This window comes from Salinisphaera sp. Q1T1-3, assembly GCF_003602005.1.
In the GTDB taxonomy this organism is placed as follows: Bacteria; Pseudomonadota; Gammaproteobacteria; order Nevskiales; family Salinisphaeraceae; genus Salinisphaera.
Window position 1 is genome coordinate 207992 of record NZ_QZWD01000002.1, and the last position, 23626, is coordinate 231617.

General features: G+C 63.2%; 16 protein-coding genes and 1 CRISPR repeat array. Of the genes, 11 read left to right on the forward strand and 5 right to left on the reverse strand.

The window, feature by feature from the left end; translation table 11 throughout:
• Window positions 1–26 precede the first annotated feature (26 nt).
• The 6 genes from iolG (at window position 27) to D3260_RS03145 (ending at window position 9128) form a co-directional block, all read left to right on the forward strand.
• A complete protein-coding gene (iolG, locus tag D3260_RS03120) occupies window positions 27–1022 on the forward strand; it encodes an inositol 2-dehydrogenase (protein ID WP_120097238.1) in 996 nt (331 codons plus the stop codon).
• Between the two features lie 266 nt (window positions 1023–1288).
• On the forward strand, window positions 1289–3235 hold the full coding sequence (iolC, locus tag D3260_RS03125) for a 5-dehydro-2-deoxygluconokinase (protein WP_120097103.1): 1947 nt from the start codon (window positions 1289–1291) through the stop codon (window positions 3233–3235).
• Entirely contained in the window at window positions 3232–5100 is a 1869-nt protein-coding gene (gene iolD, locus D3260_RS03130; protein WP_120097104.1) for a 3D-(3,5/4)-trihydroxycyclohexane-1,2-dione acylhydrolase (decyclizing), read from the forward strand. Before iolC ends, iolD begins: the two co-directional genes overlap by 4 nt.
• Before the next feature lie 165 nt (window positions 5101–5265).
• The gene (iolE, locus tag D3260_RS03135) at window positions 5266–6171 is read left to right on the forward strand and encodes a myo-inosose-2 dehydratase (RefSeq protein WP_120097105.1); all 906 of its coding nucleotides are present in this window, start codon (window positions 5266–5268) and stop codon (window positions 6169–6171) included.
• Window positions 6172–6213: 42 nt separating this feature from the next.
• The gene (locus D3260_RS03140) at window positions 6214–7713 is read left to right on the forward strand and encodes a CoA-acylating methylmalonate-semialdehyde dehydrogenase (RefSeq protein ID WP_120097106.1); all 1500 of its coding nucleotides are present in this window, start codon (window positions 6214–6216) and stop codon (window positions 7711–7713) included.
• A 251-nt stretch (window positions 7714–7964) separates the two neighbouring features.
• Window positions 7965–9128 carry a Gfo/Idh/MocA family protein gene (locus D3260_RS03145; protein WP_120097107.1) on the forward strand — a complete coding sequence of 388 codons (1164 nt, stop codon included), beginning with the start codon at window positions 7965–7967 and terminating at the stop codon, window positions 9126–9128.
• Window positions 9129–10072: 944 nt separating this feature from the next.
• Here D3260_RS03145 and D3260_RS18045 read toward each other — a convergent pair.
• Entirely contained in the window at window positions 10073–10177 is a 105-nt protein-coding gene (locus D3260_RS18045) for a (2Fe-2S)-binding protein (RefSeq protein WP_370456276.1), read from the reverse strand.
• Between the two features lie 19 nt (window positions 10178–10196).
• On the opposite strand from D3260_RS18045, the gene D3260_RS03155 reads away from it, so the two are divergent.
• The 5 genes from D3260_RS03155 (at window position 10197) to D3260_RS03175 (ending at window position 16252) form a co-directional block, all read left to right on the forward strand.
• Complete coding sequence (locus D3260_RS03155) at window positions 10197–11612, forward strand: sugar porter family MFS transporter (protein WP_199671336.1); 1416 nt, start codon at window positions 10197–10199, stop codon at window positions 11610–11612.
• A gap of 808 nt (window positions 11613–12420) precedes the next feature.
• Window positions 12421–13383 carry a substrate-binding domain-containing protein gene (locus D3260_RS03160; protein WP_120097110.1) on the forward strand — a complete coding sequence of 321 codons (963 nt, stop codon included), beginning with the start codon at window positions 12421–12423 and terminating at the stop codon, window positions 13381–13383.
• A 16-nt stretch (window positions 13384–13399) separates the two neighbouring features.
• Window positions 13400–14506, forward strand: coding sequence for an ABC transporter permease (locus D3260_RS03165; RefSeq protein ID WP_120097111.1), 1107 nt, complete (start codon window positions 13400–13402; stop codon window positions 14504–14506).
• A gap of 4 nt (window positions 14507–14510) precedes the next feature.
• Complete coding sequence (locus tag D3260_RS03170) at window positions 14511–15299, forward strand: ATP-binding cassette domain-containing protein (protein WP_120097112.1); 789 nt, start codon at window positions 14511–14513, stop codon at window positions 15297–15299.
• A 104-nt stretch (window positions 15300–15403) separates the two neighbouring features.
• On the forward strand, window positions 15404–16252 hold the full coding sequence (locus D3260_RS03175; protein WP_120097113.1) for a MurR/RpiR family transcriptional regulator: 849 nt from the start codon (window positions 15404–15406) through the stop codon (window positions 16250–16252).
• Between the two features lie 46 nt (window positions 16253–16298).
• A CRISPR array of direct repeats spans window positions 16299–19320; the repeat unit is 28 nt; unit sequence TTTCTGAGCTGCCTACGCGGCAGCGAAC.
• Between the two features lie 129 nt (window positions 19321–19449).
• Here D3260_RS03175 and cas6f read toward each other — a convergent pair.
• The 4 genes from cas6f to csy1 are packed head-to-tail and all read right to left on the reverse strand — an operon-like array spanning window position 19450 to window position 23378.
• Window positions 19450–20019, reverse strand: a complete 570-nt coding sequence (cas6f, locus tag D3260_RS03180) for a type I-F CRISPR-associated endoribonuclease Cas6/Csy4 (RefSeq protein ID WP_120097114.1) — start codon at window positions 20017–20019, stop codon at window positions 19450–19452.
• A 2-nt stretch (window positions 20020–20021) separates the two neighbouring features.
• On the reverse strand, window positions 20022–21056 hold the full coding sequence (csy3, locus tag D3260_RS03185) for a type I-F CRISPR-associated protein Csy3 (RefSeq protein WP_120097115.1): 1035 nt from the start codon (window positions 21054–21056) through the stop codon (window positions 20022–20024).
• Window positions 21057–21067: 11 nt separating this feature from the next.
• On the reverse strand, window positions 21068–22030 hold the full coding sequence (csy2, locus tag D3260_RS03190) for a type I-F CRISPR-associated protein Csy2 (protein ID WP_120097116.1): 963 nt from the start codon (window positions 22028–22030) through the stop codon (window positions 21068–21070).
• Window positions 22020–23378 (reverse strand): type I-F CRISPR-associated protein Csy1, encoded by a 1359-nt coding sequence (gene csy1 / locus D3260_RS03195; RefSeq protein WP_120097117.1) that lies wholly within the window; start codon window positions 23376–23378, stop codon window positions 22020–22022. Before csy1 ends, csy2 begins: the two co-directional genes overlap by 11 nt.
• Between the last annotated feature and the right edge of the window lie 248 nt (window positions 23379–23626).

Here is a 23626-nt window from a genome sequence, read left to right on the forward strand (position 1 = left end):
GAGATCAAGCAATGAGCGATCGCACCATGAATCTCGCCATCATCGGGGCGGGGCGTATCGCCCGGGTCCATGCCGCGGCAGCCCACGCGGATCCGCGTATTCACCTGCGTTGCGTCGCGGATATCGCCGCAGACGCCGCCGATCAGCTTGCCGCCGAGTACGGCGCGGTCCGCGGTGAGGTTGATGCGGTCTTCGACGACCCGGCGATCGACGCCGTGCTGATCGCCTCGTCCACTGCCACGCATGCCGATTTCCTCGAGCGGGCGGCGCGGGCCGGCAAGGCAGTGCTGTGTGAAAAACCGATCGCCCTGGATATCGAGCGCACGCGGGCCGCGGTGGATGTCGTCAACGCGAACCCGGTGGCCTGTGCGCTCGGTTTCAACCGTCGCCACGATGCACAGTTCCGCGCACTCAAGTCGCAGCTCGATGCCGGGCGAATCGGTCGCCTGGAAACTCTGACCATCATCAGCCGGGACCCGGCACCGCCGCCGGCCGAATACGTCGGCACATCGGGCGGCCTGTTCTTCGACATGATGATTCACGATCTGGACATGGCGCGCTGGTTGTTCGATGAGCCGATCGCGAGCGTCACGGCCGCCGGTTCGGTACTCATCGACCCGGCGATCGGCGAGGCCGGTGACGTCGATACCGCGATGGTCACGCTCGTTACCGAATCGCAGCGCCTGTGTCATATCCAGAATTCGCGGCGCGCGGTCTATGGCTACGACCAGCGCATCGAGGCGTTCGGTAGCGGCGGCATGTTGCAGGCCGTCAACGAGACCGAAACCCGTCTTCGAACGACGACCGAAGCCGGGCAGACGGAAGAGACCCCGAAGCATTTCTTCCTGGAACGTTACGGGGCCGCCTATGCGCGGGAACTGAGCGATCTGTACGACGCGTGGTCGGGTGGCGCGCCGCCAACGGCGACGCATGCGGACGGCTACGAGGCGTTGCGACTGGCGGCGGCCGCGGCGCGCTCACTGGCCGAGAACCGCACGGTCGCGCTGAGTGAGATCGGTTGAATGCCGAGAGCGGCCGACATACGCAATCGCTGGCCGGATACGCCATGCGTGTCGGCCATCGCCGCGGTCGGCCGACACGCTGTCATGCCTGATCTGCGCGGACCGTGTCGTTATCGCGCGCCGTCGGCGCCGATGCGATCGGGGCAGGCAGCGCCGACTTTAGTCGGATTCTGATTGAAAAGAATTTTTCAAGACGGCAAAATTTGGAATAAATAATCTAAAAGGGAATGCGCTGAAGTGCGCGTTCCCGTGTTCGGGAGTCGCCGATGCGTCACAAGTCACTCGATCTGATCTGCCTCGGGCGGGCCGCGGTCGATCTGTATTCCCAGCAGATCGGGGCCCGTCTGGAGGATGTCTCCAGTTTCGCCAAGTATCTCGGCGGCAGCTCGGGCAATTGCGCCTATGGCAGCGCGCGCCTCGGCCTGGCCTCGGCGATGCTCACACGGGTCGGCAATGAGCAGTTCGGGCGGTTCGTGATCGAGGAATTCCAGCGCGCCGGGGTAGACACCTCGCACATGCCGGTCGACGAGACGCGCTTTACCGCACTGGCCATTCTGGCGATCAAGGATCGCGATACGTTTCCGTTGCTGTTCTATCGCAAGGACTGCGCGGATATGGCGATCTCGGCCGAGGACATCGACGCCGACTGGATTGCGAGCGCAAAGGCGCTGGCGATCACGGGCACGCATCTGTCGACCGAGACCACGCAGGGGGCCTGCCGTGTCGCGCTGAACGCCGCCCGCGACAGCGGTGCCAAGCGGATTCTGGATATCGATTATCGCCCGGTGCTGTGGGGCCTGGCCGAACTCGGCGACGGTGAGACACGGTATGTCGACGACGCCGAGACCACGGCACATCTGCAGCGCTGGATCGGCGAGTTCGATCTGATTGTCGGCACCGAGGAGGAATTCCATATCGCCGGCGGCACGACGGACACCGTCGCTGCGCTCAAGAAGGTGCGCGAGCTTTCCGATGCCGTGCTGGTCTGCAAGCTCGGTGCATTGGGCTGCACCATCTTCGATGGGCCGGTGGGCAACAGCGTCCATGACGGCGTACTCGTCGAGGGAGTCCAGGTCGACGTGCTCAATGTGCTGGGCGCCGGCGATGCCTTCATCTCCGGTTTTCTGCGCGGCTATCTGCGCGGCGAGTCCTGGGAGACCTGCGCGACGTATGCCAACGCCTGCGGTGCGCTGGTCGTTTCCCGGCACGGCTGCGCGCCGGCCATGCCGACCGAGACCGAGCTGTTCGATTATCTGGCGCGCCGCGACGACGTGGCCCGCCCGGATCGCGATGCCCGCCTCAACGATCTGCATGCCAAGACGACGCGCCACCCGGCCGCCTGGGGGCCGATCTATGGCCTGGCCTTCGATCATCGGGTCCAGCTTTTCGACATGGTCGGCGAACTCGGCGTATCGGCCGATCGGCTGTCGCCGTTGAAGGAGCTTTTGGTCCGTGCGGCCGAGCAGGGGTTGGACAAAGCCGGCGTCGCCGGCACGCCGGCGGTGCTGTGTGACGATGTGATCGGTCAGGATGCGCTCAATGCGATGACCGGCCGCCGCTGGTGGATCGGGCGGCCGGTCGAACAGCCGGGTTCGCGCCCGCTACGTTTTCAGCACGGTGACGATATCGGCAGCCAGCTGATGACCTGGCCGGCGGAACACATCATCAAGTGTCTGGTGTTCTATCATCCGGACGACGAGATCAACCTGCGTCTGGATCAGGAAGACAGGCTCCGGCAACTCGATGAAGCGCGCCGCGTCACCGGCCACGAACTGCTGATCGAAGTGATTCCGCCGAAAGACATGACCGTCGACGATCACACCGTCGCGCGCAGTCTGCAGCGCATGTACCACCTCGGCCTGCGTCCGGACTGGTGGAAGCTGCCCCCCATGGGAACCGCAGCCTGGCAAGCCGTGCGCGAGGTCATCGAGCGCTACGACGCGCACTGTCGCGGCGTCGTGCTGCTCGGCCTCGATGCGCCGATGGAAGACGTCAAGGCCGGTTTTCGTGACGCCAGCGCATCGGATATCTGTCGCGGTTTCACGATCGGGCGCACCCTGTTCGCCGAACCCGCGCGGCGCTGGCTGGCCGGCGAGCTGGTCGACGCCGATTTCGTGGCCACGGTATCGGACAATTACGCCGAACTGATCCGCACCTGGCGACAGGCCGCGGGTGAATCGGACAACGCCGCGTTTGCCGGAGCATTGACATGAGTTCTGCCACGCCACAAGTCGAGACCGTCCGCCTGACGATGGCACAGGCGCTGGTGCGCCACCTCGCGGCCCAGTACATCGAAATCGATGGGCAACCCATGTCCCTGTTCGGGGGCTGTTTTGCGATCTTCGGCCACGGCAACGTGGCCGGCATGGGCGAGGCGCTGTACGACCAGCGCGACGTGTTTCCGACCTATCGCGCGCACAACGAGCAGGGCATGACGCATGCTGCCATCGCGTTCGCCAAGCAGCACCGGCGCCGGCGCATGATGGCCTGCACGACATCGATCGGGCCGGGCGCGCTCAACATGGTCACCGCCGCCGGGCTGGCCCATGCCAATCGTCTGCCGGTACTGCTGTTGCCCGGCGACACGTTCGCCACGCGTCAGCCGGATCCGGTGCTGCAACAGGTCGAGCACTACGGTGCGCCGTCGACGACGGTCAATGACGCCTTCATGCCGGTCTCGCGCTATTTCGATCGCATCAACCGGCCGGAACAACTCGTGACCAGTCTGCCGGCTGCGATTGCAACCCTGCTGGACCCGGTCGATTGCGGGCCGGCGACACTCGCGCTGCCGCAGGACGTGCAGGCCGAAGCCTACGATTTCCCTGTCTCGTTCTTCGAGCCGCGGGTGCATCGTATTCGCCGGCCGGGCCTCGACGAAGTCGAGCTCGCCGCGGCGGTCGAGATGTTGCGCGATGCCCGGCAGCCGCTGCTGATCGCCGGCGGCGGGGTGCTGTATTCCGACAATGCCGGCGAGCGTCTGGCAGCGTTCGCCGAAGCACACGGCGTCCCGGTGGCCGAAACCCAGGCGGGCAAGGGCAGTCTGCGTGCCGATCATCCGGCCAATGTCGGTGCGATCGGGGTGACCGGTTCGACGGCCGCGAACACTCTGGCCGAACAGGCCGACGTGATCATCGCTCTGGGCACGCGGCTGCAGGATTTCACGACCGGCTCGCGTGCGCTCTACATGGCACACGGGCCGCGCCTGCTGGGCATCAATGTTGCGCGCTTCGACGCCGCCAAGCACGGCGCGCAATCGCTCGTCGGCGATGCCGGGGTCGCGCTGACTGCCCTGAGCCAGGCGCTGGATGGCTGGCGCGCGGCGGATGCCTGGCAGCAACAGCGGACCGACCTGCGCCGCGACTGGCACGCGGTGGTCGAGCTGGTGACCGCCGACGACGGCGCGGCACGCCCGGCTGACAGCCAGGTGCTGGGCGCCGTCAACCGCGCGGCCGGGAAGACCGGCACCGTGGTGTGCGCGGCCGGGGGCCTGCCCGGCGAACTGCACAAGCTGTACCAGGCCACGGGGCCGGGCAGCTATCACGTCGAATACGGCTTTTCCTGCATGGGCTATGAAATCGCCGGTGGGTTGGGCGTGAAGATGGCCGCCCCCGAGCGCGAGGTCTATGTCACCGTCGGTGACGGCAGCTATCTGATGCTCAATTCCGAGCTGGCCACCTCGGTCATGCTGGGACACAAGCTGATCGTGGTGTTGCTGGACAACCGCGGCTTCGGCTGTATCCATCGCCTGCAGGACGCCACCGTCGGCGTGGAGTTCAACAATCTGTTCAGCGGGTGCCGCACCGCGCCGGCCGGCGCCCCGGATATCGATTTCGCCGCCCATGCGAAAGCCCTGGGCTGCGAGGCCGAATGGGTGGACGGCATCGCCGGCCTGGAAGCCGCGCTCCAGCGAGCCCGGGCCGCCGACAAGACTTATCTCATCGCCCTCAAGACGGATGCCGACAAGGCCACCGCCGAAGGCGGCACCTGGTGGGATGTGCCTGTCGCCGAAGTTTCGAGTCGGGATGCGGTGGCCGAGCGGCGTGCCGGCTACGACGATCAGAAGCAACGCCAGCGCTAAGGGCCTGTTGATGTTTCGTGCGAGTCCGCTTGTCCCGACGGGTTGGGTTACGAATCCTGCCCTGCGGCGTTGCCAGTCTGGATGGTGGCACGCCACGACCGGCGACTTGCGTCTTGCAGGACACGATTCGTGGCCCCGACGCGGCGCCCTCTAGGAGAAATAATCATGACCGTTCGACTGGGTGTGAACCCGTTGCTGTGGACCAACGACGACCTGCCGCTGCTCGGCGACGAAACCCCGCTGACGCAGTGTCTGGCCGAGGCCCGACGGGCCGGCTATCAGGGCGTGGAAATGGGCCGCAAGTTCCCGACGACCTTCGATGCGCTCGGGCCGTTGCTCGCCGACGAATCGCTGGTCCTGGCTTCCGGCTGGTATTCCTCGAATCTGCTCGAGCACGAGGCCGACGTCGAGATCGAGGCGTTACAGGGCCATCTCGCGCTCATGAAAGCCGCCGGTGTGTCCGACATGGTCTTCTGCGAGACGGCGCGTTGCGTGCATCTCGACCGCGATCTGGCGGTCTCGCGTCGCCCGCGTCTCACGGATGCCGACTGGCAGACGCTGGCGCCGCGGCTGAACAGGGTCGCCGATTATCTGGCCGAACAAGGCATTCGGCTGGCCTATCATCACCACATGGGCACGCCGATCCAGTCCACTGACGATGTCGCCCGGCTGATGAACGAGACCGGCGACAATGTGGGCCTGCTGTTCGATACGGGGCATTGCCGTTTCGCCGGCGGTGACCCGCTCGACTGGGTCGCCCGATGGGGCCGCCGGATCAACCACGTGCACTGCAAGGACGTGCGTGAAGCCGTGATCGCGCGCTCGCGCAACCGCAATGCCAGTTTCCTGGATGCTGTCGTCGACGGTGTGTTCACCATTCCCGGCGACGGCGATCTGGATTTCGAGGCCATCCTCGGCCAGCTGGCGGCCCAGGGCTACGACGGCTGGCTGGTCGCCGAAGCCGAGCAGGACCAGACGGTCGCCCCGTCGTGGCCGCTAGCCCAGCGAAGCTATCGCTATCTGCACGACACTGCCCGAAGCGCAGGCCTGCGGCTCGCCGAAGCCGCGTAAGCTGGCCCTGCGTCAACACCGATTGTTCAAAGGATCGAAGTCATGCGCGAAGTACTGCATTTCATCAACGGCGCCGCGACCGCCGGCGACAACGCCGATCGCGGGCCGGTATTCAACCCGACCACTGGCCAGCAGCAGGCCGAAGTCGTCCTCGGCAGCACTGCCGACGTGAATGCCGCCGTCGCGGCCGCCAAGGCGGCTCTGCCGGGCTGGTCGGCGACCACGCCGTTGCGTCGTGCGCGGGTGCTGTTCAAGTACAAGGCGCTGCTCGACGAACACCGTGACGAGCTCGCGCGCATGATCGCCGCCGAGCACGGCAAGGTGTTTTCCGATGCCCAGGGCGAGGTCACGCGCGGCATCGAGGTCGTTGAGTTCGCCTGCGGCATGCCGCATCTGCAGAAGGGCGAGCACTCGATGAACGTCGGCACCGGCGTGGACAGTTATTCCATGTATCAGCCGGTCGGCGTGTGTGCCGGCATCACGCCGTTCAACTTCCCGGCGATGGTCCCGATGTGGATGTACCCGATCGCCCTGGCCGCGGGCAACACCTTCGTGCTCAAGCCGGCCGACAAGGATCCGTCCGTGGCCGTGCGCATGGCCGAACTGCTTACCGAAGCCGGCCTGCCGGACGGCGTGTTCAACGTCGTGCACGGTCGCGCCGATGCGGTCAATCATCTGATCACGCATAACGATGTGGCCGCGGTGAGTTTCGTCGGCTCCACGCCGATCGCCAAGCACATCTACGAAACGGCTTCCAGGGCCGAGAAGCGGGTCCAGGCACTGGGCGGCGCCAAGAACCACATGGTCGTCATGCCCGATGCCGATATCGACGGCGCGGCCGATGCGCTGATGGGCGCGGCCTACGGCAGCGCCGGCGAGCGCTGCATGGCGATCTCGGTGGCCGTGCCGGTTGGCGAAGAGACGGCCGAAAAGTTGCGTGCGGCGATCGTCGCGCGGCTGGAGGCGCTGCGGGTCGGCCCGTCGCTGGTCGACGGCGCCGACAACGACATGGGCCCGATCGTCTCCGCCGAGCACCGCGACAAGATCGCCGAGTACATCGGCATCGGCGCCGACGAGGCCGAACTGGTGGTCGACGGCCGCGCCGCGGATTTCTCCACGCATCCGGACGGCTATTTCATCGGCGGTTCGCTGATTGACCACACCGGCCCCGGCATGCGGGTCTACGACGAAGAGATCTTCGGCCCGGTGCTGTGCATCTCGCGCGCCGAGTCGCTGGACGAGGCGATCGATTTGATCAATGCCAACCAGTTCGCCAACGGGACCGCGATCTTCACCGAATCCGGATACGCCGGGCGTGCGTTCGCCGAGCGTATCGAGGTCGGCATGGTCGGTGTGAACGTGCCGATTCCGGTGCCGATGGCTTTCCATTCCTTTGGCGGCTGGAAGCGCAGCCTGTTCGGCCCGCTGCACGTGCACGGCGCCGATGGCGTGCGGTTCTATACCCGCTTGAAGACCATCACGGCGCGCTGGCCGAAGGACGCGGTCTCCGAAGGCAACGCCTTTACGATGCCGACACACTGATCGGCCGGCTTGCACGGCGGCCGTGGTCGCCGTGCCTTGCCCATGCCGACAAGGCACGGGCCCCGTGGCCGTGCCTTGTCGAGGCCGGCCGCAGCCGTACGAGGCCGTACCCGAAGACATATCGCAAGCGACGCGTTCGAACGTCGCCTCAGACGCCCTAATCGCCAACATCGGCGCAGCCGGCACGGTCATGCCCGGAGGAGGCGGCCCGGCCGATGCATCAGGGCAATTCAATCGGAGGAGAATCCCCCATGTCGGACACACTCAATATCGGCATCATCGGCACCGGCTTCATGGGGCAGGCCCACGCCGAAGCCTTCTGGCGCTGTGGCGTGCTATATACCGATCTGGCGCGCACACCCCGGCTGTATGCCGTGGCCGACACATCGCAGACTCTGGCCGAGGCCGCTCGTCAGCGTTTCGGCTTCGACAAGGCCTACGACGACTGGCGCGCGCTGATCGACGACCCGGATGTGCACGTTGTCGATATCACCGCACCGAACCGGTTTCATCACGAAATGGCACTGGCGGCGATCGCGGCCGGCAAGCATGTGTATTGTGAAAAGCCTATGGCGATGTCGCTTGCCGAAGCATGCGAGATGCGGGATGCGGCGGCAGCGGCCGGCGTGAAGACGATGATCTCGTTCAACAACATCAAGACACCGGCCGCGATGCTTGCGCGCCAGCTCATCGAGCGCGGCGAGATCGGCACGCCAACCCGGTTTCGTGGCACCTTCGATCAGGGATTTTTCAACGATCCCGAGCTGCCTTGGTCGTGGCGCTGTTCGCGTGCAGCGGCTGGGACCGGCTCGCTGGGCGATCTCGGGGCCCACGTGATCGGTGTCGCCCAGTATCTGATGGGCGATTTCCAACGCGTCTGTGGCCAGGCCCAGACGGTTTTCACCGAGCGGCCGGTGGCCGAGCCGGGCGCCGGCTATGGCAGCCGGGCCGGGGCGGACGCCGAACGGCGGTCCGTGGAGAACGACGACCAGACCCAATGCCTGGTGCAATTCGCCTCCGGGGCAGCCGGTGTCGTGGAATCCTCGCGCATCGCGGCCGGCCGTATCATGGGCGTCTACTGGGAAGTCTCGGGCACGGACGGCACGATCTACATGGACGGCGAACGCTTCAACGAGTTGCAGGTGTTCAAGATGTCCGACGACAAGCGGGATCGTGGCTTCAAGACACTGTATGCCGGTTCACAGGTGCCACAGTACGCCGGTTTCTTTCCCTACGATTTCGGCGGCGGCGGCCTCGGGTTCTACGATGCCAAGGTCATCGATGTGTACGATCTCATCCAGGGTATCGACAGCCCAGCGGGCTGCTATCCCGGGTTCGACTTCGGCACCCACAATCAGGCGATTCTGGATGCCATCGATCGATCCTGTGCCGATCAGGCCTGGGTCAATGTCTGAATCGGGTACGACACGCCTAACCGGGCGTGTCGTCGATATGCCGGCCTTGGTGGCCGGCTGACCGGCCTCGTGTGATCCGGCGCAGCCACCGGCATGCCAGATCGATGCGAGCGCCCACACCGCGTCGCCAATGCGCAGCGCTTGTCCCTTCAGGTCGGGCCGCCCATGAAAAATCGACGATAGGCGCCCGGCGGCGTTGCGAGCCTTGATCGTGGCACGCCACGATACGGCGACTCGCGCCTTGCCGGACACACGGCGGTCTCTCGACGAAAAGGCGCGCGAACGAAACCTCAACACGCCCTGGGGCCGACCCCGCCAGGCGCGCTCATTCGCCAAGCGTTCCAGCCGGCGCGTGGCGATCGCGGGCACATGTATGTCATCGGTCTTGCCTGTCTTGCGCCGCGATGGCCACTGACAGGCCGGCATGAACGCGCATCCGCTGCCATTGCCGGCGAGCCCGATGACGTCGCCACTGTCGCTGGCGCGCCTTCGTTGTCCTCGCTTGTTCAAGGCCGCTTCGATGGCCCGTTGGTCGTGCCCGCGGTATCGCTGACCGCCACGCGCATCACGCAAGCCGTAGGCTCGTGGGTTTCATGGAATATATTTTCCATAAAGAAATCGTGTTGCACGGTTTCAGACCGACGGCCCTGCCACGGTATCCGGCCCGATGCCGGCGATATGCGTCCGCGGTGTCGACGCAGCGCTGACATCAATCCAGCGCGTTAACAATCACGTAGCTCGCCAGGTCGGTTTCATGGACCGTGCTTCATGCGTGGCTGAGAGGCGGCATGTTTCGGCGAAATACGAATTGGAAAATAAATTCCATAATACCAAATGATGAAACGAAAAGTTTGACCGGTCAGCGCCTGAATCTTACTGTTCGGATCAAGGATTCGGCCGATCGCGGCGGTCCGGCGCGTGCTTTGCGGTACCCGTCGGCATCATCACGGTCGGCGGCATATCGTGGTTCTCGTCGTGCGGGCGTGGCACAGCGTTCGCGGCGGTGTCCTGTAATGAAAACAACATGACGAGCCGCATCGGCGGATCACTCTTTCGGAGGAATTTATCGTGAGCTCCCGTCAAACCGCGCCTGGCATGGCGCTGCCGCCCGACGAACCGGGACGGCATACCCGCCAGCTCGGCCTGATCGCCTTCATCGCCACCTTCGGCGGGCTGTTGTTCGGCTACGACACCGGCGTGATCAACGGCGCCGTGAACCCGATGACGCAAGACCTCGGCCTGACGCCGATGACGCAGGGTTTCGCAGTCAGTATTCTCGTATTCGGTGCCGCCATCGGTGCTGCCGTGATCGGGCGACTGGCCGATGCCTACGGCCGGCGGAAGACGATTCTGCTGCTGTCGCTGATCTTCATCGTCGGCACCTTCGGGCAGGCGCTGTCGCCGAACTGGCAGATCCTGTCGCTGTTCCGTTTCATACTCGGTATGGCTGTGGGCGGCGCTTCAACCACCGTGCCGGTCTATCTGGCCGAAGTGGCGCCAACGGAACGGCGGGGCAGTCTGGTCACACGTAACGAGATCATGATCGTGTCCGGGCAGTTCGCGGCGTTCGTCATCAATGCGGTGATCCTGCATCTGTGGGGTCAGTCCCCCGATGTGTGGCGCTATATGCTGGTCGTGGGCGTTCTGCCGGCATTCGCGCTGCTGGTCGGCATGCTGCGCGTGCCGGAGAGCCCGCGCTGGTTGTCGGACCAGAATCAGCGCCAGGCCGCCTTCGATGTGCTCAAGACGATTCGTTCGCCGCGTCGGGCCGAGGCAGAAATGGCCGAAGTCAATGCGCTGCTCGAGCGGGAGCGGCACTCCAAATCCGGTGGTATTCGTGATCTGTCCGAGCCCTGGATCCGCTGGTTGATCGTCATCGGGGCGACGCTCGGCATCTTCCAGCAATTCACCGGCATCAACGCCATCATGTATTACGGCACGCACATGCTGGAAAGCTCCGGCTTTTCCAACAACGGCGCCGTCATCGCCAACACCTTCAACGGGCTGTTCAGCGTGCTCGGTATCACGGTCGGCATCCTGCTGATCAACAAGCTGGATCGGCGCACGATGCTGATCGGCGGTTTCGCACTGATCGCACTGTTCCATGTTCTGGTCGGGCTTTCGGCCGCCTTCATGCCCGATACCGCCTACAAGCCCTACGTCACGCTCGTGTTCGTCGTGGCCTTCGTCTTTTCCATGCAGGGCACGCTCGGGCCGCTGGTCTGGCTCATGCTCTCCGAAATCTTTCCGCTCAAGATCCGCAGCTTCGCCATGGGCATCTGTGTCTTCGTGCTCTGGATCGCGAATGCGATCGTGGCCTTCGGCTTCCCGCCCGTGGTCGCGGCGCTGGGCATCGGCCCGGCGTTCTTCATCTTCGCCGGCATCTCGGTGCTGGGCCTGATCTTCACGATCACGGCGGTTCCGGAGACGCGCGGCAAGTCGCTCGAGGAATTCGAGTCGGAGTTCCGCGCCCGGCACGGCTGATTCGCGCCGTCATTCCGGCCATCGTGCGTTGCCACATCGGCACGCCCGATGCCTTCTCGAAGCCGGCGTTTCGCGCCGGCTTTTTCATGCCCGCTCGATGGATATCACGGACGGCGATGGCCGTACCGCGGTGTCGCAGCGGCGATGACTGTTTCCGAGGCTTCTAGGGCGTGTTGAGGTTTCGTTCGAGCGCCTTGTCGTCGAGAGACCGCAGCGTGTCCGGCAAGGCGCGAGTTGCCGATCGTGGCGTGCCACGATCAAGGCTCGCAACGCCGCCGGGCGCCCATCGTCGATTTTTCATGGGCGGCCCAACCCGAAGGGACGAGCGCTGTTTCACGGCTTGACCCTGGCATGACCAAGGCCGCCGCCATGCGCCTTGCCTGGCCGGTTCCTGGCCGGTTTTTTGGCCGGTTCCTGGGCGGCAACGCGGTCACGTGCGAAGTGTTGAGAGGCGCTAGATTGCCAGGAACAGGGCCAAGTCGAATCAATGCGCGAAAGTGTGTGTAGAAAACAGTTTTTTCGACATGACGAGGCCGCATTGATCCGCTGGGCGAGCATGCACAGGGCGTTCTGACGGCGCCCCGATAGCGATTGCCGCCAGCTGTTTCATGTCGATGAAAAGCGCGCTGTCGAGAAAATATCTTTCAAAATCAAGGGCAACGGTTTTAGCTATTTAAATGGCAATAAATTTTCATACAAACGTCGAATGGAATATTTTTTCCATTGAATCGTAAGGTCATATTCAGGGTGGATGCTGGTGCCAAACCGGTCTGCTCAATAAAAACAGGTCTTTCGAGGAGAATGGAACATGAATATCGGTCACCTGAGACGTGGTCTGGCCACAGCGACCGCCACGGCACTGATCGGCGTCCTGTCGTTTGCGGCGCCAGCGCTGGCTCAGTCGAATGACAAGCAGCCCGTCTTCGCGCTGATTTCGCATGCCGCACCGGGCGATACGTTCTGGGACATCGAGCGCAAGGGCGCCGAGGCAGCAGCTGACAAACTCGGCGCGCGCCTGATCTATGCACACAACCCGGCGGCCAGCCAGCAGGCCACGCTGGTCGACAACGTCATCAACCAGAAGGTCGACGGCATCGCGCTGACGCTGTCGCATCCCGATGCCATGAAGAGCGCGGTGGCCAAGGCCAATCGTGCCGGCATTCCCGTCATCGGCCTGAACAGCGGTTTGAACGAGTGGAAGAAGACCGGCGTATTCGCTTATATCGGTCAGGATCCGGTCGTGGCCGGTCGGGCCTACGGCGAGCGTCTGAATACCGTTGGCGCCAAGCACGTGCTGTGCGTGAATCACGAACAGGGCAATGTCTCGCTGGCCCGGCGCTGTGAAGGTATCGAGAAAGGCTTTGAGGGCAAGACCACGATCCTCTACGTCAACGGCCAGGACATGACGAGCGTGCGCTCGCGCATTCTGGCCAAGCTTCAGCAGGATCCGTCGATCGATTACATCGCCACGCTCGGTTCGCCGTTCGCGATGACATCACTGCGGGCGGTTCGCATGTCCGGCCGGCAGGTCGAAGTCACGACGTTCGACCTGGACGAGCGCGTGGTCAAGGCCATCCAGTCCGGCAAGATTCGCTGGGCCGTCGATCAGCAGCCCTATCTGCAGGGCTATCTGGCGATCCAGTCGCTCTGGCTGAAGGCAACGAACGGCAACGTCATCGGTGGCGGCCAGGCCGTGCTGACCGGCCCGGCGTTCGTCACCAAGGACAACGTGGCCCAGGTCGCGGAATTCGCCGCGCGCGGCACGCGCTGAGCGCAGGAGAGGCCTCATGTCCGAAACCGTATCCAACACGGGCCCGGCGGCGACATCGTCGCCGGCGGCCGCTTCCGACAACACGGCCCAACAGCCGCAGCCGGCATCGCGCGAGCCGCATCGCAGCATGGGCCAGCGTCTGGCCGGGCTGATCAAGCGCCCCGAGATCGGCTCGATCGGCGGCGCCATTCTGGTGTTCGTGCTGTTCTATGCGCTTGCCGAGCCGTTTCGCAATCTGGCGTCGTTCTCGACCGTTCTCTACCAGAGCGCCGCACTCGGTATTCCGGCCGTGGCCGTGGCACTGTTGATGATCGGCGGCGAATTTGATCTGTCGGCCGGCGTGGCCGTCACTGCCTCGTCGCTGGCAGCCTCGATGTTCGCGGCTCAGATCACCGGCAATGTGTGGGTCGGCGTAGGCTTTGCGCTCGTGCTGTCCCTGTCCATTGGCGCACTCAACGGCATCCTGCTCATAAAGACCGGGTTGCACAGTTTTCTCGTCACGCTCTCGACATTTCTGATGCTGCAGGGCCTGAACCTGGCGATCACCAAGCTGGTGACCGGGAACGTGGCCACCGGTGATATCTCCGATCTGGCGGGTTTCGACTCGGCGCAGAGCGTCTTCGCCTCCTACTTCAACATCTTCGGCATGTCGATCAGCATCATGGTGTTCTACTGGCTGGCCTTTGTCGCCGTGGCCACCTGGATTCTGTTGCGCACCCGTGTGGGCAACTGGATCTTCGCGGTCGGCGGGCAGGGCGACAGCGCCCGGGCGGTCGGCGTGCCGCTGAACAAGGTCAAGATCGGGTTGTTCATGGGCGTGGGGTTTGCCGCGTGGTTTGTCGGCATGCACCTGCTGTTTGACTACGTGACGGTCCAGTCCGGCGAAGGCGTCGGCAACGAACTGCTCTACATCGCCCAGGCCGTGGTTGGCGGTTGTCTGCTGACCGGCGGCTACGGGTCGGCCATCGGCGCGGCGATCGGCGGTTTCATCTTCGGCATGACCACCCAGGGCATCATCTATGCCGGCTGGGACCCGCAATGGTTCATGTTCTTCGTCGGGGTGATGCTGTTGCTGGCCACCGTGTTCAACGCCTGGATCCGTCGCCAGGTCACGCGAGGGTAATGCCATGACACAACAGAAAGGACATCCGCTCATCCGGCTGACCGACGTCAGCAAATCCTTTGGGCCGATCGACGTGCTGCGCGGTATCAATCTCGACGTGGCCGCCGGCGAGGTCTGCTGTGTGCTGGGCGACAACGGGGCCGGCAAATCCACGCTGATCAACATCATCGCCGGTCTGCATCAACACACCAGCGGCCGTTATACCGTCGACGGACACGATGTGCGTTTCGGGTCGCCGCGTGAAGCGCTGGATCTGGGAATCTCCGCGGTATACCAGCATCTGGCGCTGGTACCGCTGCTGCCGGTCTGGCGCAATTTCTTCCTGGGTTCCGAGCTCACGCGCGGTGTCTGGCCATTCGCCCGTCTCGACAAGGCCCAAATGAAAGAGATCACCGACCAGGCGCTCCAGAACATGGGCATCGTGGTCAAGGATCTCGAACAGCCCGTGGGCACGCTGTCCGGCGGCCAGCGTCAATGTGTGGCCATCGCCCGCGCCATTCATTTCGGGGCGCGCGTGCTGATTCTCGACGAGCCGACGGCCGCGCTTGGCGTGAAACAATCGGGTGTGGTACTCAAGTATATTTCCAGGGCGGCACAGGAATCCGGTGTGGGCGTGGTGTTCATCACACACAACCCGCATCATGCCTACATGGTCGGCGACAGCTTCGCGATCCTGTCTCGGGGCGAAATCGATCTGCGGGCGCGGCGCGAGGAATTGAGCGTCGACGATCTGATCTACCGCATGGCTGGCGGGGCAGAGCTCGAATCCCTGCAGCACGAGATGGGACGATAGCCCAGCGTGTCGACGTGTCGGCCGTCGGGGTCGACACGTCGCCCGGTGCGGGGGCATCGGGGCGCGGCCGCCCATGGTCCACGACCAGCAACACACAGGGAGCGATGAGCGACATCCAGATCAACCGGCCCAACACGCCGGCCGAACTACAGCAACGGATACTCGCGCAGTACCCGAACCTGTCGAAACGGCTGCAACAGATCGCCCAGTTCGCGGTCGACCATCCCAACGACATGGCACTGGAAACCACGGCCGTGATCGCCGAGCGGGCGGCGGTACAGCCGTCGGCCATCATCCGGTTCGCCAAGGCTTTCGGTTTCTCCGGCTTCTCCGAGCTTCAGCGCATCTACCAGACCCGTCTGGCTGAAACCGCGTCCAGCTACAGCGAACGACTGCGGCGGCTGCGTCACGAGGAAAGCCGGGACGGCGATACCTCGGCTCGCGCCATCCTGCAGGAGTTCTGCTACGCCAACCGCATGTCGCTCGAACATCTCGGCGAAGACATCGACGCCCAGGCGCTGGAACAGGCCGCCGACATCATGGCCGGCGCGCGGCGCATCCACCTGTGCGGCCAGCGCCGCTCGTTCCCGGTCGTCGCCTACATGGGCTATGCCCTCGGGCAGATCGATGCCGACGTCACCCTGCTCGACGGCCTGGGCGGCATGCTCGAACAGCAGGCGGCGCGTATCGCGGCCGACGATGTATTGTTCGCCGTGTCGTTCCACCCCTATGCCGAAGAAACCGCCGACATCATCCGCCGCGCCCACGAAAACGGCGCCCCCATCATTGCCCTCACCGACAGCCCCCTGAGCCCGGTCGCCGCCCACGCCACCGTCTGCCTGGAAGTCCACGACGCGGAGCTACACAATTTCCGGTCACTGACGGCCTCCATGTGCCTGGCCCAGGCGTTGACCGTTGCGGTTGGCCTCAGTCTGAACGACGAGTCGAAATAAGCATTGCAATCAGGCATCGAGCAGCGTGGTGTTCCTGACGGCGGTGTTTCTGAGCTGCCTACGCGGCAGCGAACTCTATCGCCAGCACATGGGCGTCGACGAGTTCTTTCTGAGCTGCCTACGCGGCAGCGAACGAGCGTCTGCACGCCGAGTTTGCGCGAGGTCATTTCTGAGCTGCCTACGCGGTAGCGAACACGACGTGACTCTTATAAGTGCTAACGACAACTTTCTGAGCTGCCTACGCGGCAGCGAACCCGGCATCGGCCCTCTCGTCGACAAATTCCGAGTTTCTGAGCTGCCTACGCGGCAGCGAACATGCGCGCGCGGCACAGGTAGGCCAGTTCCATTTTCTGAGCTGCCTACGCGGCAGCGAACACGCTCGGCGATACGTCGGCGGCGATGGGCAATTTCTGAGCTGCCTACGCGGCAGCGAACCCGCGTGGGAGCGCTCGGCGTGCCTGATATCATTTCTGAGCTGCCTACGCGGCAGCGAACGCGTGGATACGACGTGACAATAACGGAGTGGTTTTCTGAGCTGCCTACGCGGCAGCGAACGGGCGAGAGCTGTCGTGCCGTCTGGCCGACGCTTTCTGAGCTGCCTACGCGGCAGCGAACATCCGGCCCCTGAACGATCATCCAATTATCAATTTCTGAGCTGCCTACGCGGCAGCGAACGCCCATCCGCCCACCGAATGAGTATTTCTGAGCTGCCTACGCGGCAGCGAACACTGCCGCTGGTTTTTATCTTGCCCAGGCTGTTTTCTGAGCTGCCTACGCGGCAGCGAACGGCATCGGCTGCTGCGGGGCGAATGTGATGTATTTCTGAGCTGCCTACGCGGCAGCGAACATCCGAATGGTTGCTGTTGTTGAGGTCCGCATTTTCTGAGCTGCCTACGCGGCAGCGAACCACGCGCGATGCCCAGCCGCCCGTTAGCGACTTTTCTGAGCTGCCTACGCGGCAGCGAACTCGCCGATATTTGTTGGAGTCAGCCGCGCTTCTTTCTGAGCTGCCTACGCGGCAGCGAACAACGGCTCGTTGATGGCGCTGTCTCGATTGTTTTTCTGAGCTGCCTACGCGGCAGCGAACGGCGCCCCGCCCGCCGGCAGCGACGACGACCTTTTCTGAGCTGCCTACGCGGCAGCGAACCAAGGCTTTGCGCAGTGTCTTCTGATCGTCGCTTTCTGAGCTGCCTACGCGGCAGCGAACAAAACCCAGCGCAGCATCACCGACTGGATCGATTTCTGAGCTGCCTACGCGGCAGCGAACTCGCCGCACGCCTCGCAAAGCATCCGGCCGGTTTTCTGAGCTGCCTACGCGGCAGCGAACCGGCCCAGGGCGGCAGCGCATGGCATCCCGATTTTCTGAGCTGCCTACGCGGCAGCGAACTGCGCGGTTGCAGCGGCGCGGTTTGTTGGATTTTTCTGAGCTGCCTACGCGGCAGCGAACCGGCTGCAGGCCAAGGGCTGGTGGGGTATCAATTTCTGAGCTGCCTACGCGGCAGCGAACGCGAAAAACGCCGAGGATGCGGCCACGGTTCATTTCTGAGCTGCCTACGCGGCAGCGAACGTGTATCGAAAAAGGGCTGCGCTCGTTGTGCATTTCTGAGCTGCCTACGCGGCAGCGAACTCTAGAGAGCGGCCAATGTCCTGACCGCGTTTTTTCTGAGCTGCCTACGCGGCAGCGAACGACCAACGTCGATTTAACGTTTCGACGCGGCGTTTCTGAGCTGCCTACGCGGCAGCGAACCAATGGCTTGCTGATGTGGAGTGCGAACACGTTTTCTGAGCTGCCTACGCGGCAGCGAACAATGATCGGATAACGATCGTTCAATGGCTTCATTTCTGAGCTGCCTACGCGGCAGCGAACCTATTGGAGAGGTAACGAAAGGCTAGAGTCTTTTTCTGAGCTGCCTACGCGGCAGCGAACGTTCGCGAGATATACGCCAACGCCCCCGAATATTTCTGAGCTGCCTACGCGGCAGCGAACCGCCGGAATATCACGCGGTGCATTCGCGATCGTTTCTGAGCTGCCTACGCGGCAGCGAACACGGGGTACGGACATGCAAACAAAAAAAGAGTTTTCTGAGCTGCCTACGCGGCAGCGAACATCAAGCATGATCTGGCCGCCGTCTGCCTCGCGTTTCTGAGCTGCCTACGCGGCAGCGAACCGTCGCGTCGTGATGCGGCTCGGCAACACGCATTTCTGAGCTGCCTACGCGGCAGCGAACGGCGTAATACCGCAGCACGTCCGAATGGGTCGTTTCTGAGCTGCCTACGCGGCAGCGAACCTTGTTGAACAGCTCTCGGCTGGGCCGGGTCTTTTCTGAGCTGCCTACGCGGCAGCGAACGGTCGGGCGGCGGCGCCACGACTGATGATAACTTTCTGAGCTGCCTACGCGGCAGCGAACGTCGCTCGTGACGATTTCGCGGAGCGCTTTCATTTCTGAGCTGCCTACGCGGCAGCGAACGTGACACGATGCCGGCCACGCGTGAATATCTCTTTCTGAGCTGCCTACGCGGCAGCGAACCCTGTGTTGCCGTCGTGCCAAACCTGATTGCCTTTCTGAGCTGCCTACGCGGCAGCGAACGTGACGTCCATCTGGGCTAGGTCGGCCAGAGATTTCTGAGCTGCCTACGCGGCAGCGAACTGTATGGCGACCTTCAGCCGGAGGCGTTGGCATTTCTGAGCTGCCTACGCGGCAGCGAACCCCGGCGATCGGAGCTGATGGCCCGTATTCGATTTCTGAGCTGCCTACGCGGCAGCGAACATTCGTCAGATGAAATGCCCACCGTTCGACGATTTCTGAGCTGCCTACGCGGCAGCGAACGCGGGGTACTACACCAGCGTAGTCGTGCTAATTTTCTGAGCTGCCTACGCGGCAGCGAACGGGTGACGCAGTGCATCAACGCAGGCGCGCTCTTTCTGAGCTGCCTACGCGGCAGCGAACCGACTGGCCGGCGGCCCGGCCGTCATGGTCGATTTCTGAGCTGCCTACGCGGCAGCGAACCAAATGCCGCCGGGCCCGGGCATCTTGCCCTGTTTCTGAGCTGCCTACGCGGCAGCGAACTAGAGCTAAAAGCTCGTATATAGCTGATTCTTAAAGACCTGGGTTTGTGTTGTGCCTCACAACCCTTTTTATAAGGCGATCTGTAAGTGATTGATTTATAAATAGCCTTGGATTTGTCGCCAAAAAGGGTCAAAACCAGGGGATAGTCGCGTCCGAGCTCAACCCGTAGTGGTTGAAAGCGCCATCCTGAGGTGCCGACTGTTTCGGGCCGTGTTCGATGAACAGGCTGAAGCGTTGCCCGGTGCTGCTGCTGCGGACCTGCACGAAGGGCAATGAAATGCGTTGCTCGACACTTTCGGGAATACGCTCGGCGGCTGTGGCCTCGGATTCGCCGTGGCGTCGCATACGACGGCGGCGAAGGCGATCGGCGTTGGTCTTGAATTGGCGGCGTCGCACGGTTCGATAGGTGGCGTCTGCCGGCACCGAGGCCATATCACCGACTTCCACGTGATCGCGCATTCCCTTGAGCCAGTCGGTGGCCATGAGTTGGCCGAGCCGGTCCAAGCCGCCGTGCAGGCGCAGCGTGTCGCCCGGATGACGGGCGCGAACGCCGGTCTTGTGGTCCGGCAGGCTGATGCCGATGTCGTTGGCCTCGAGCGCCGCGAGCGCCCGGTGCAGCTTGCTGTACAAGGCGCCCATCAGCATGGGCGCCGGAAACTCGGGATCGGGGCGGAGGACGATATCGAGATAATGCGTCATCGCTAGTCGGCCTCCCCGAAGACGCCGCCCCGGATGAGTGTGGCCATGACGAAGTGCTGGTGCTCGACGGCCGGCTTGTCGTCCTTGATCATCCAGTTATCGAGCAGCGTGTAGAAATCGACCTTGGCCTTGGGCTGGCGATAGGCGGTACCTTGAGTGGTCACCGAGCCGTAGGGTTCGACCGCGATCGGGCCCAGGTCTTTTTCGGCGGCTGCCGGGTACCAGGTGTCGACCGTGCGAAGCGCATTGCCGATTTTCTGGGAATGCATGGCCGCGACGTCGCCGACCTTATACAAGGTCTTCGATTTGTCGCCTCGGCTCCGGTCGAGCACCAGTTCCTGAGAGGGGAAGACTTCCTGACCGGCGCCGACGCGGGCAAAGGCGACAATATCCAGCAGCACGTAATGTTCGCCTGCGAGCCCGGCGGCGATCACGCGTGCCAGCGAATCGAGTTGGTTTTGCGCGTCGCCACTGGCCTCGAAGCCGCGAAGGCTAAGCTCCTGTGCATCGAAGACCCACTCGGTCTGCGTTTCGCCCTTGGACACGTGGCGAATACGCACTTCGATATCTTCGGCAACGAGTCGGTTGCGCCACAGAAAACGTCCGTTGGCGAGGTTGTAGGCATAGCGTGCGGCCAGCGTGCCGAAACCCTGTTCGTCGACATAGCCGTTGACCGCAGACAGGAGCTTGGCTTCGTAGTCGGCGTTGTTACAGGCCGAGGGTTTGCCGGCGCCGCCGAGCACGCGCAGCGTGAAATGTGCTTTGAGGGTGTCGGCATCGTGGGGCAGCGTGGCGACGTCTACGGTCTGCAGGTTGGGATTTTCGATCGCGGCGTCGAGCTTGGCCGGATCCTGATCCTTGGCTTTCAATCGGTTGGAAATTGTGCCGCGGACGGATTTCTCTCGGATGCCGATATCCGGCCATTGATCGTGGGAGTCGCGATCGTCCCAGGCGCCGGCCTGGAATAGGGCGTCGGACGGGTCGAGCTTACGGTCGAAGGCGAGTACGGATGCTTTGAGTTCGTCTTTCTTGGCCATGATGATTCCCCTCAGTTTTTGGCGTGCTGCGTGGCGTAGTCGTTGTTCAGTCGATAGATGCCCTGGTCGAGGTCGTTGTCGACATACCAGAGCAGGGCTTCCGGTCGGTTCAGCCGATGCGGGCTCACCCATTGCCCGATGGAATAAAGGCTTTCGACAAATCGAAACGGCGTTGTCGTATCGCGCGCTTTCGCGACTTCACCCGGATCATGTCGCGGGCTCAGGGCGCCGTAGCCCACCGGAATGGGTACATGCCAGCCGGGTCGGCTCCGAATTTCCCAGCGGCCATGATCAGCGTTGTCGTCTGTGTGGTAGTCGTGATGCAGGCGGGCGAAATCGAGCCAGGCATCGAGTAGGCCTGCATTCGGATCGTTTGCTTGCAGTTCCTCGAGCCGACCCTGTAATACCGGCTCGTTGAGCACGAGCGTGAAGCCGGGCAGAAGCGTCCGTTTGAGCTGGCGGAATTGTTGTTCGTATTCCGTGCTGTCGTCGGACAGGGTATGTAGCTTCGGCCGCGGCTGCTTGCCATGGCTGTCGCCCAGAATGCTGCCGCCCGCGAGTCGCATGCCGTGAACGTGCTCGAAGATCGCGTCGGCCACGCGCTGCCGGGCCTCGTTGCTCCCGATACAGTTATCGCCGCGGACCGAAAACACCAGCGAGATATCCATATGCATCCGGCCTTCCTCGGCAATGGCGGCTGTGGTGCCATCCTTGCCGACCGGATTACGCGTGAGATGGAATTGTTGCAGGTTGTAGCCGGCAGGCGATGACTGAATTTCGTGCGAGTGACAGACCACGCCGACGCCCTTGAAGGCCAGCCAGTCGTCGTCCGGCAGGCGTCGGTCCAGCGCATGCATGAAGCCGACAAAAGCGCTCATTGCGGGGAAGCCCCAGGTCATCGGGCTGGAAATCGCGTTGGCGTTCTGTACCTTCAGGTGGGGCAGGGTGAGCAGATGGCGTGGTTTATCGGTCATCGTCGATCACCTCCGCGAAGCCGGCCATTTCGGCCTGCAGATCGGCCTGCCATTCCCGGTAGGTCTCGGCCAGGGTGGCCACGTTCTGGTCCTTGGCTGCCGATTGAGCGAAATGCCGATGTTCGGGATCGCCCATGGCCAGTTTCCAGAAGTACTCGAGCCGTCCGTTCAGCCAGCGGCTGAAATCCGCGCAGATGGTCGTCAGCCAGTCGGTGTCTGCCATCTCGGCGCGAAACTCGTTGTCTTCGGCCGCTCGAAACGGGTCGAGCCAGCATTGATGCGCGAAGGCAAGCCGGCAGTGCCAGTGATCGGTCCAACCGGGTTCGAGCTGATGCATCTCAGAAGTAAAGACGATGAGTTCATCGACCAACGCACGCGTGAGCTCGTCACGCCGATCGCGTGTATCCATATTGGGCTCGGGATCGCCGGCGAGCATATGGCCCAGCGCTCGCAGATTGCGGCGGACATCCGGGCGCCGGCCAAAGGCCGTGAACGCCGATGAGCCGTGGATGGGCGAGACATGGCGCGAGCGCCAAGTCGGCGGGGCGCAACTCAACAGATAGTTGTTGCCGCCGCGTTCGCTGTTCAGCTGCGAGATGTTCTGTGGCTTGCTGCCGCCAAAGCGTTGAACGGCCAGACCGGGATAATCCACGTAGCCATGGTCGGCGGGTTCGCCTTTTTTACGCGCCTCACGAGCGGCCTTGGCCGTATCAGAGAACCGGTCATCGTTGATGGTGCGGAATACCCGATGCGCCAGCGATGTGGCGTAGAGCGGCGATACGAGATGAAAATCGTCGTTGAGCGAGGGATCGTCACCGACCAACCAGTAAAGCTGCTTGCCACGCTTGTGCGACGACAGTTGCCCGGACGGCTCGGTGATCGTCGCGAAATCGCGCATCAACTGCTGTGCGACTGCCGGGTCGTCGCTCAAGGCCGCGGCTAACTGCTCGTCCCCTTGTTCGACGCGCTCCAGCAGCGTTCGGCCATCGTGCTCCAGCTTGAGGAGTTTGAAAACGTCCAGTGCCGCCGCGTTGCCGACCACGTCCACCGTGAAATCATCGTCAAGCGTATGCGTACCGATGGTGTGCGATACGGTGTCGTCCCGGGGCGGGGCATAAAGGCTGGAGCCCTTGGCGTCGGGATGGACCGGTTTGAGTGAGTGGGTAACGACCTGAAGTTGGGCGACGCGGCGGGCCGCGTCCGTCAGCCAGGTCTCGTAGTGAAACTGATCGGTGAGTTTTTGGTACTGCGGTTCGTCGGTCGACAGCTTTTCGGTTTTAGCCGCAAACCGCTCACCCAGGAAGCGTTCGATCGTCGATCGGAGCGCTTTCGCTTGCGTTTCGGACATCGCTTGGATTCCTCATTTGCTCCTTATCTGGCAAAATGAGGCACAGAGCTGCGAGCCCTGTGCCTCATAGTTTTGACTCGCCGTTACTTATATCTCAACGGCATGTTTGCAAGACATGACGCGCTCCTCCTTATCCACATTGAACCGGTGGATTCGGTTGCGATCGTCTCGATTCGCTAGCTCTTTACAGGCGGTGCTGGAACCACCGCCTGTATTTATTCAACCACTCGCTGGCTCAAACGTCAACC

Coding starts and splice junctions, on each gene's coding strand:
- D3260_RS03170 (WP_120097112.1), top strand. CDS start 14,511: ATGACACAACAGAAAGGACATCCGCTCATCCGGCTGACCGACGTCAGC.
- D3260_RS03175 (WP_120097113.1), top strand. CDS start 15,404: ATGAGCGACATCCAGATCAACCGGCCCAACACGCCGGCCGAACTACAG.
- iolC (WP_120097103.1), top strand. CDS start 1,289: ATGCGTCACAAGTCACTCGATCTGATCTGCCTCGGGCGGGCCGCGGTC.
- iolG (WP_120097238.1), top strand. CDS start 27: ATGAATCTCGCCATCATCGGGGCGGGGCGTATCGCCCGGGTCCATGCC.
- iolD (WP_120097104.1), top strand. CDS start 3,232: ATGAGTTCTGCCACGCCACAAGTCGAGACCGTCCGCCTGACGATGGCA.
- D3260_RS03140 (WP_120097106.1), top strand. CDS start 6,214: ATGCGCGAAGTACTGCATTTCATCAACGGCGCCGCGACCGCCGGCGAC.
- csy1 (WP_120097117.1), bottom strand. CDS start 23,378: ATGTCCGAAACGCAAGCGAAAGCGCTCCGATCGACGATCGAACGCTTC.
- D3260_RS03165 (WP_120097111.1), top strand. CDS start 13,400: ATGTCCGAAACCGTATCCAACACGGGCCCGGCGGCGACATCGTCGCCG.
- iolE (WP_120097105.1), top strand. CDS start 5,266: ATGACCGTTCGACTGGGTGTGAACCCGTTGCTGTGGACCAACGACGAC.
- csy2 (WP_120097116.1), bottom strand. CDS start 22,030: ATGACCGATAAACCACGCCATCTGCTCACCCTGCCCCACCTGAAGGTA.
- cas6f (WP_120097114.1), bottom strand. CDS start 20,019: ATGACGCATTATCTCGATATCGTCCTCCGCCCCGATCCCGAGTTTCCG.
- D3260_RS03160 (WP_120097110.1), top strand. CDS start 12,421: ATGAATATCGGTCACCTGAGACGTGGTCTGGCCACAGCGACCGCCACG.
- D3260_RS03145 (WP_120097107.1), top strand. CDS start 7,965: ATGTCGGACACACTCAATATCGGCATCATCGGCACCGGCTTCATGGGG.
- csy3 (WP_120097115.1), bottom strand. CDS start 21,056: ATGGCCAAGAAAGACGAACTCAAAGCATCCGTACTCGCCTTCGACCGT.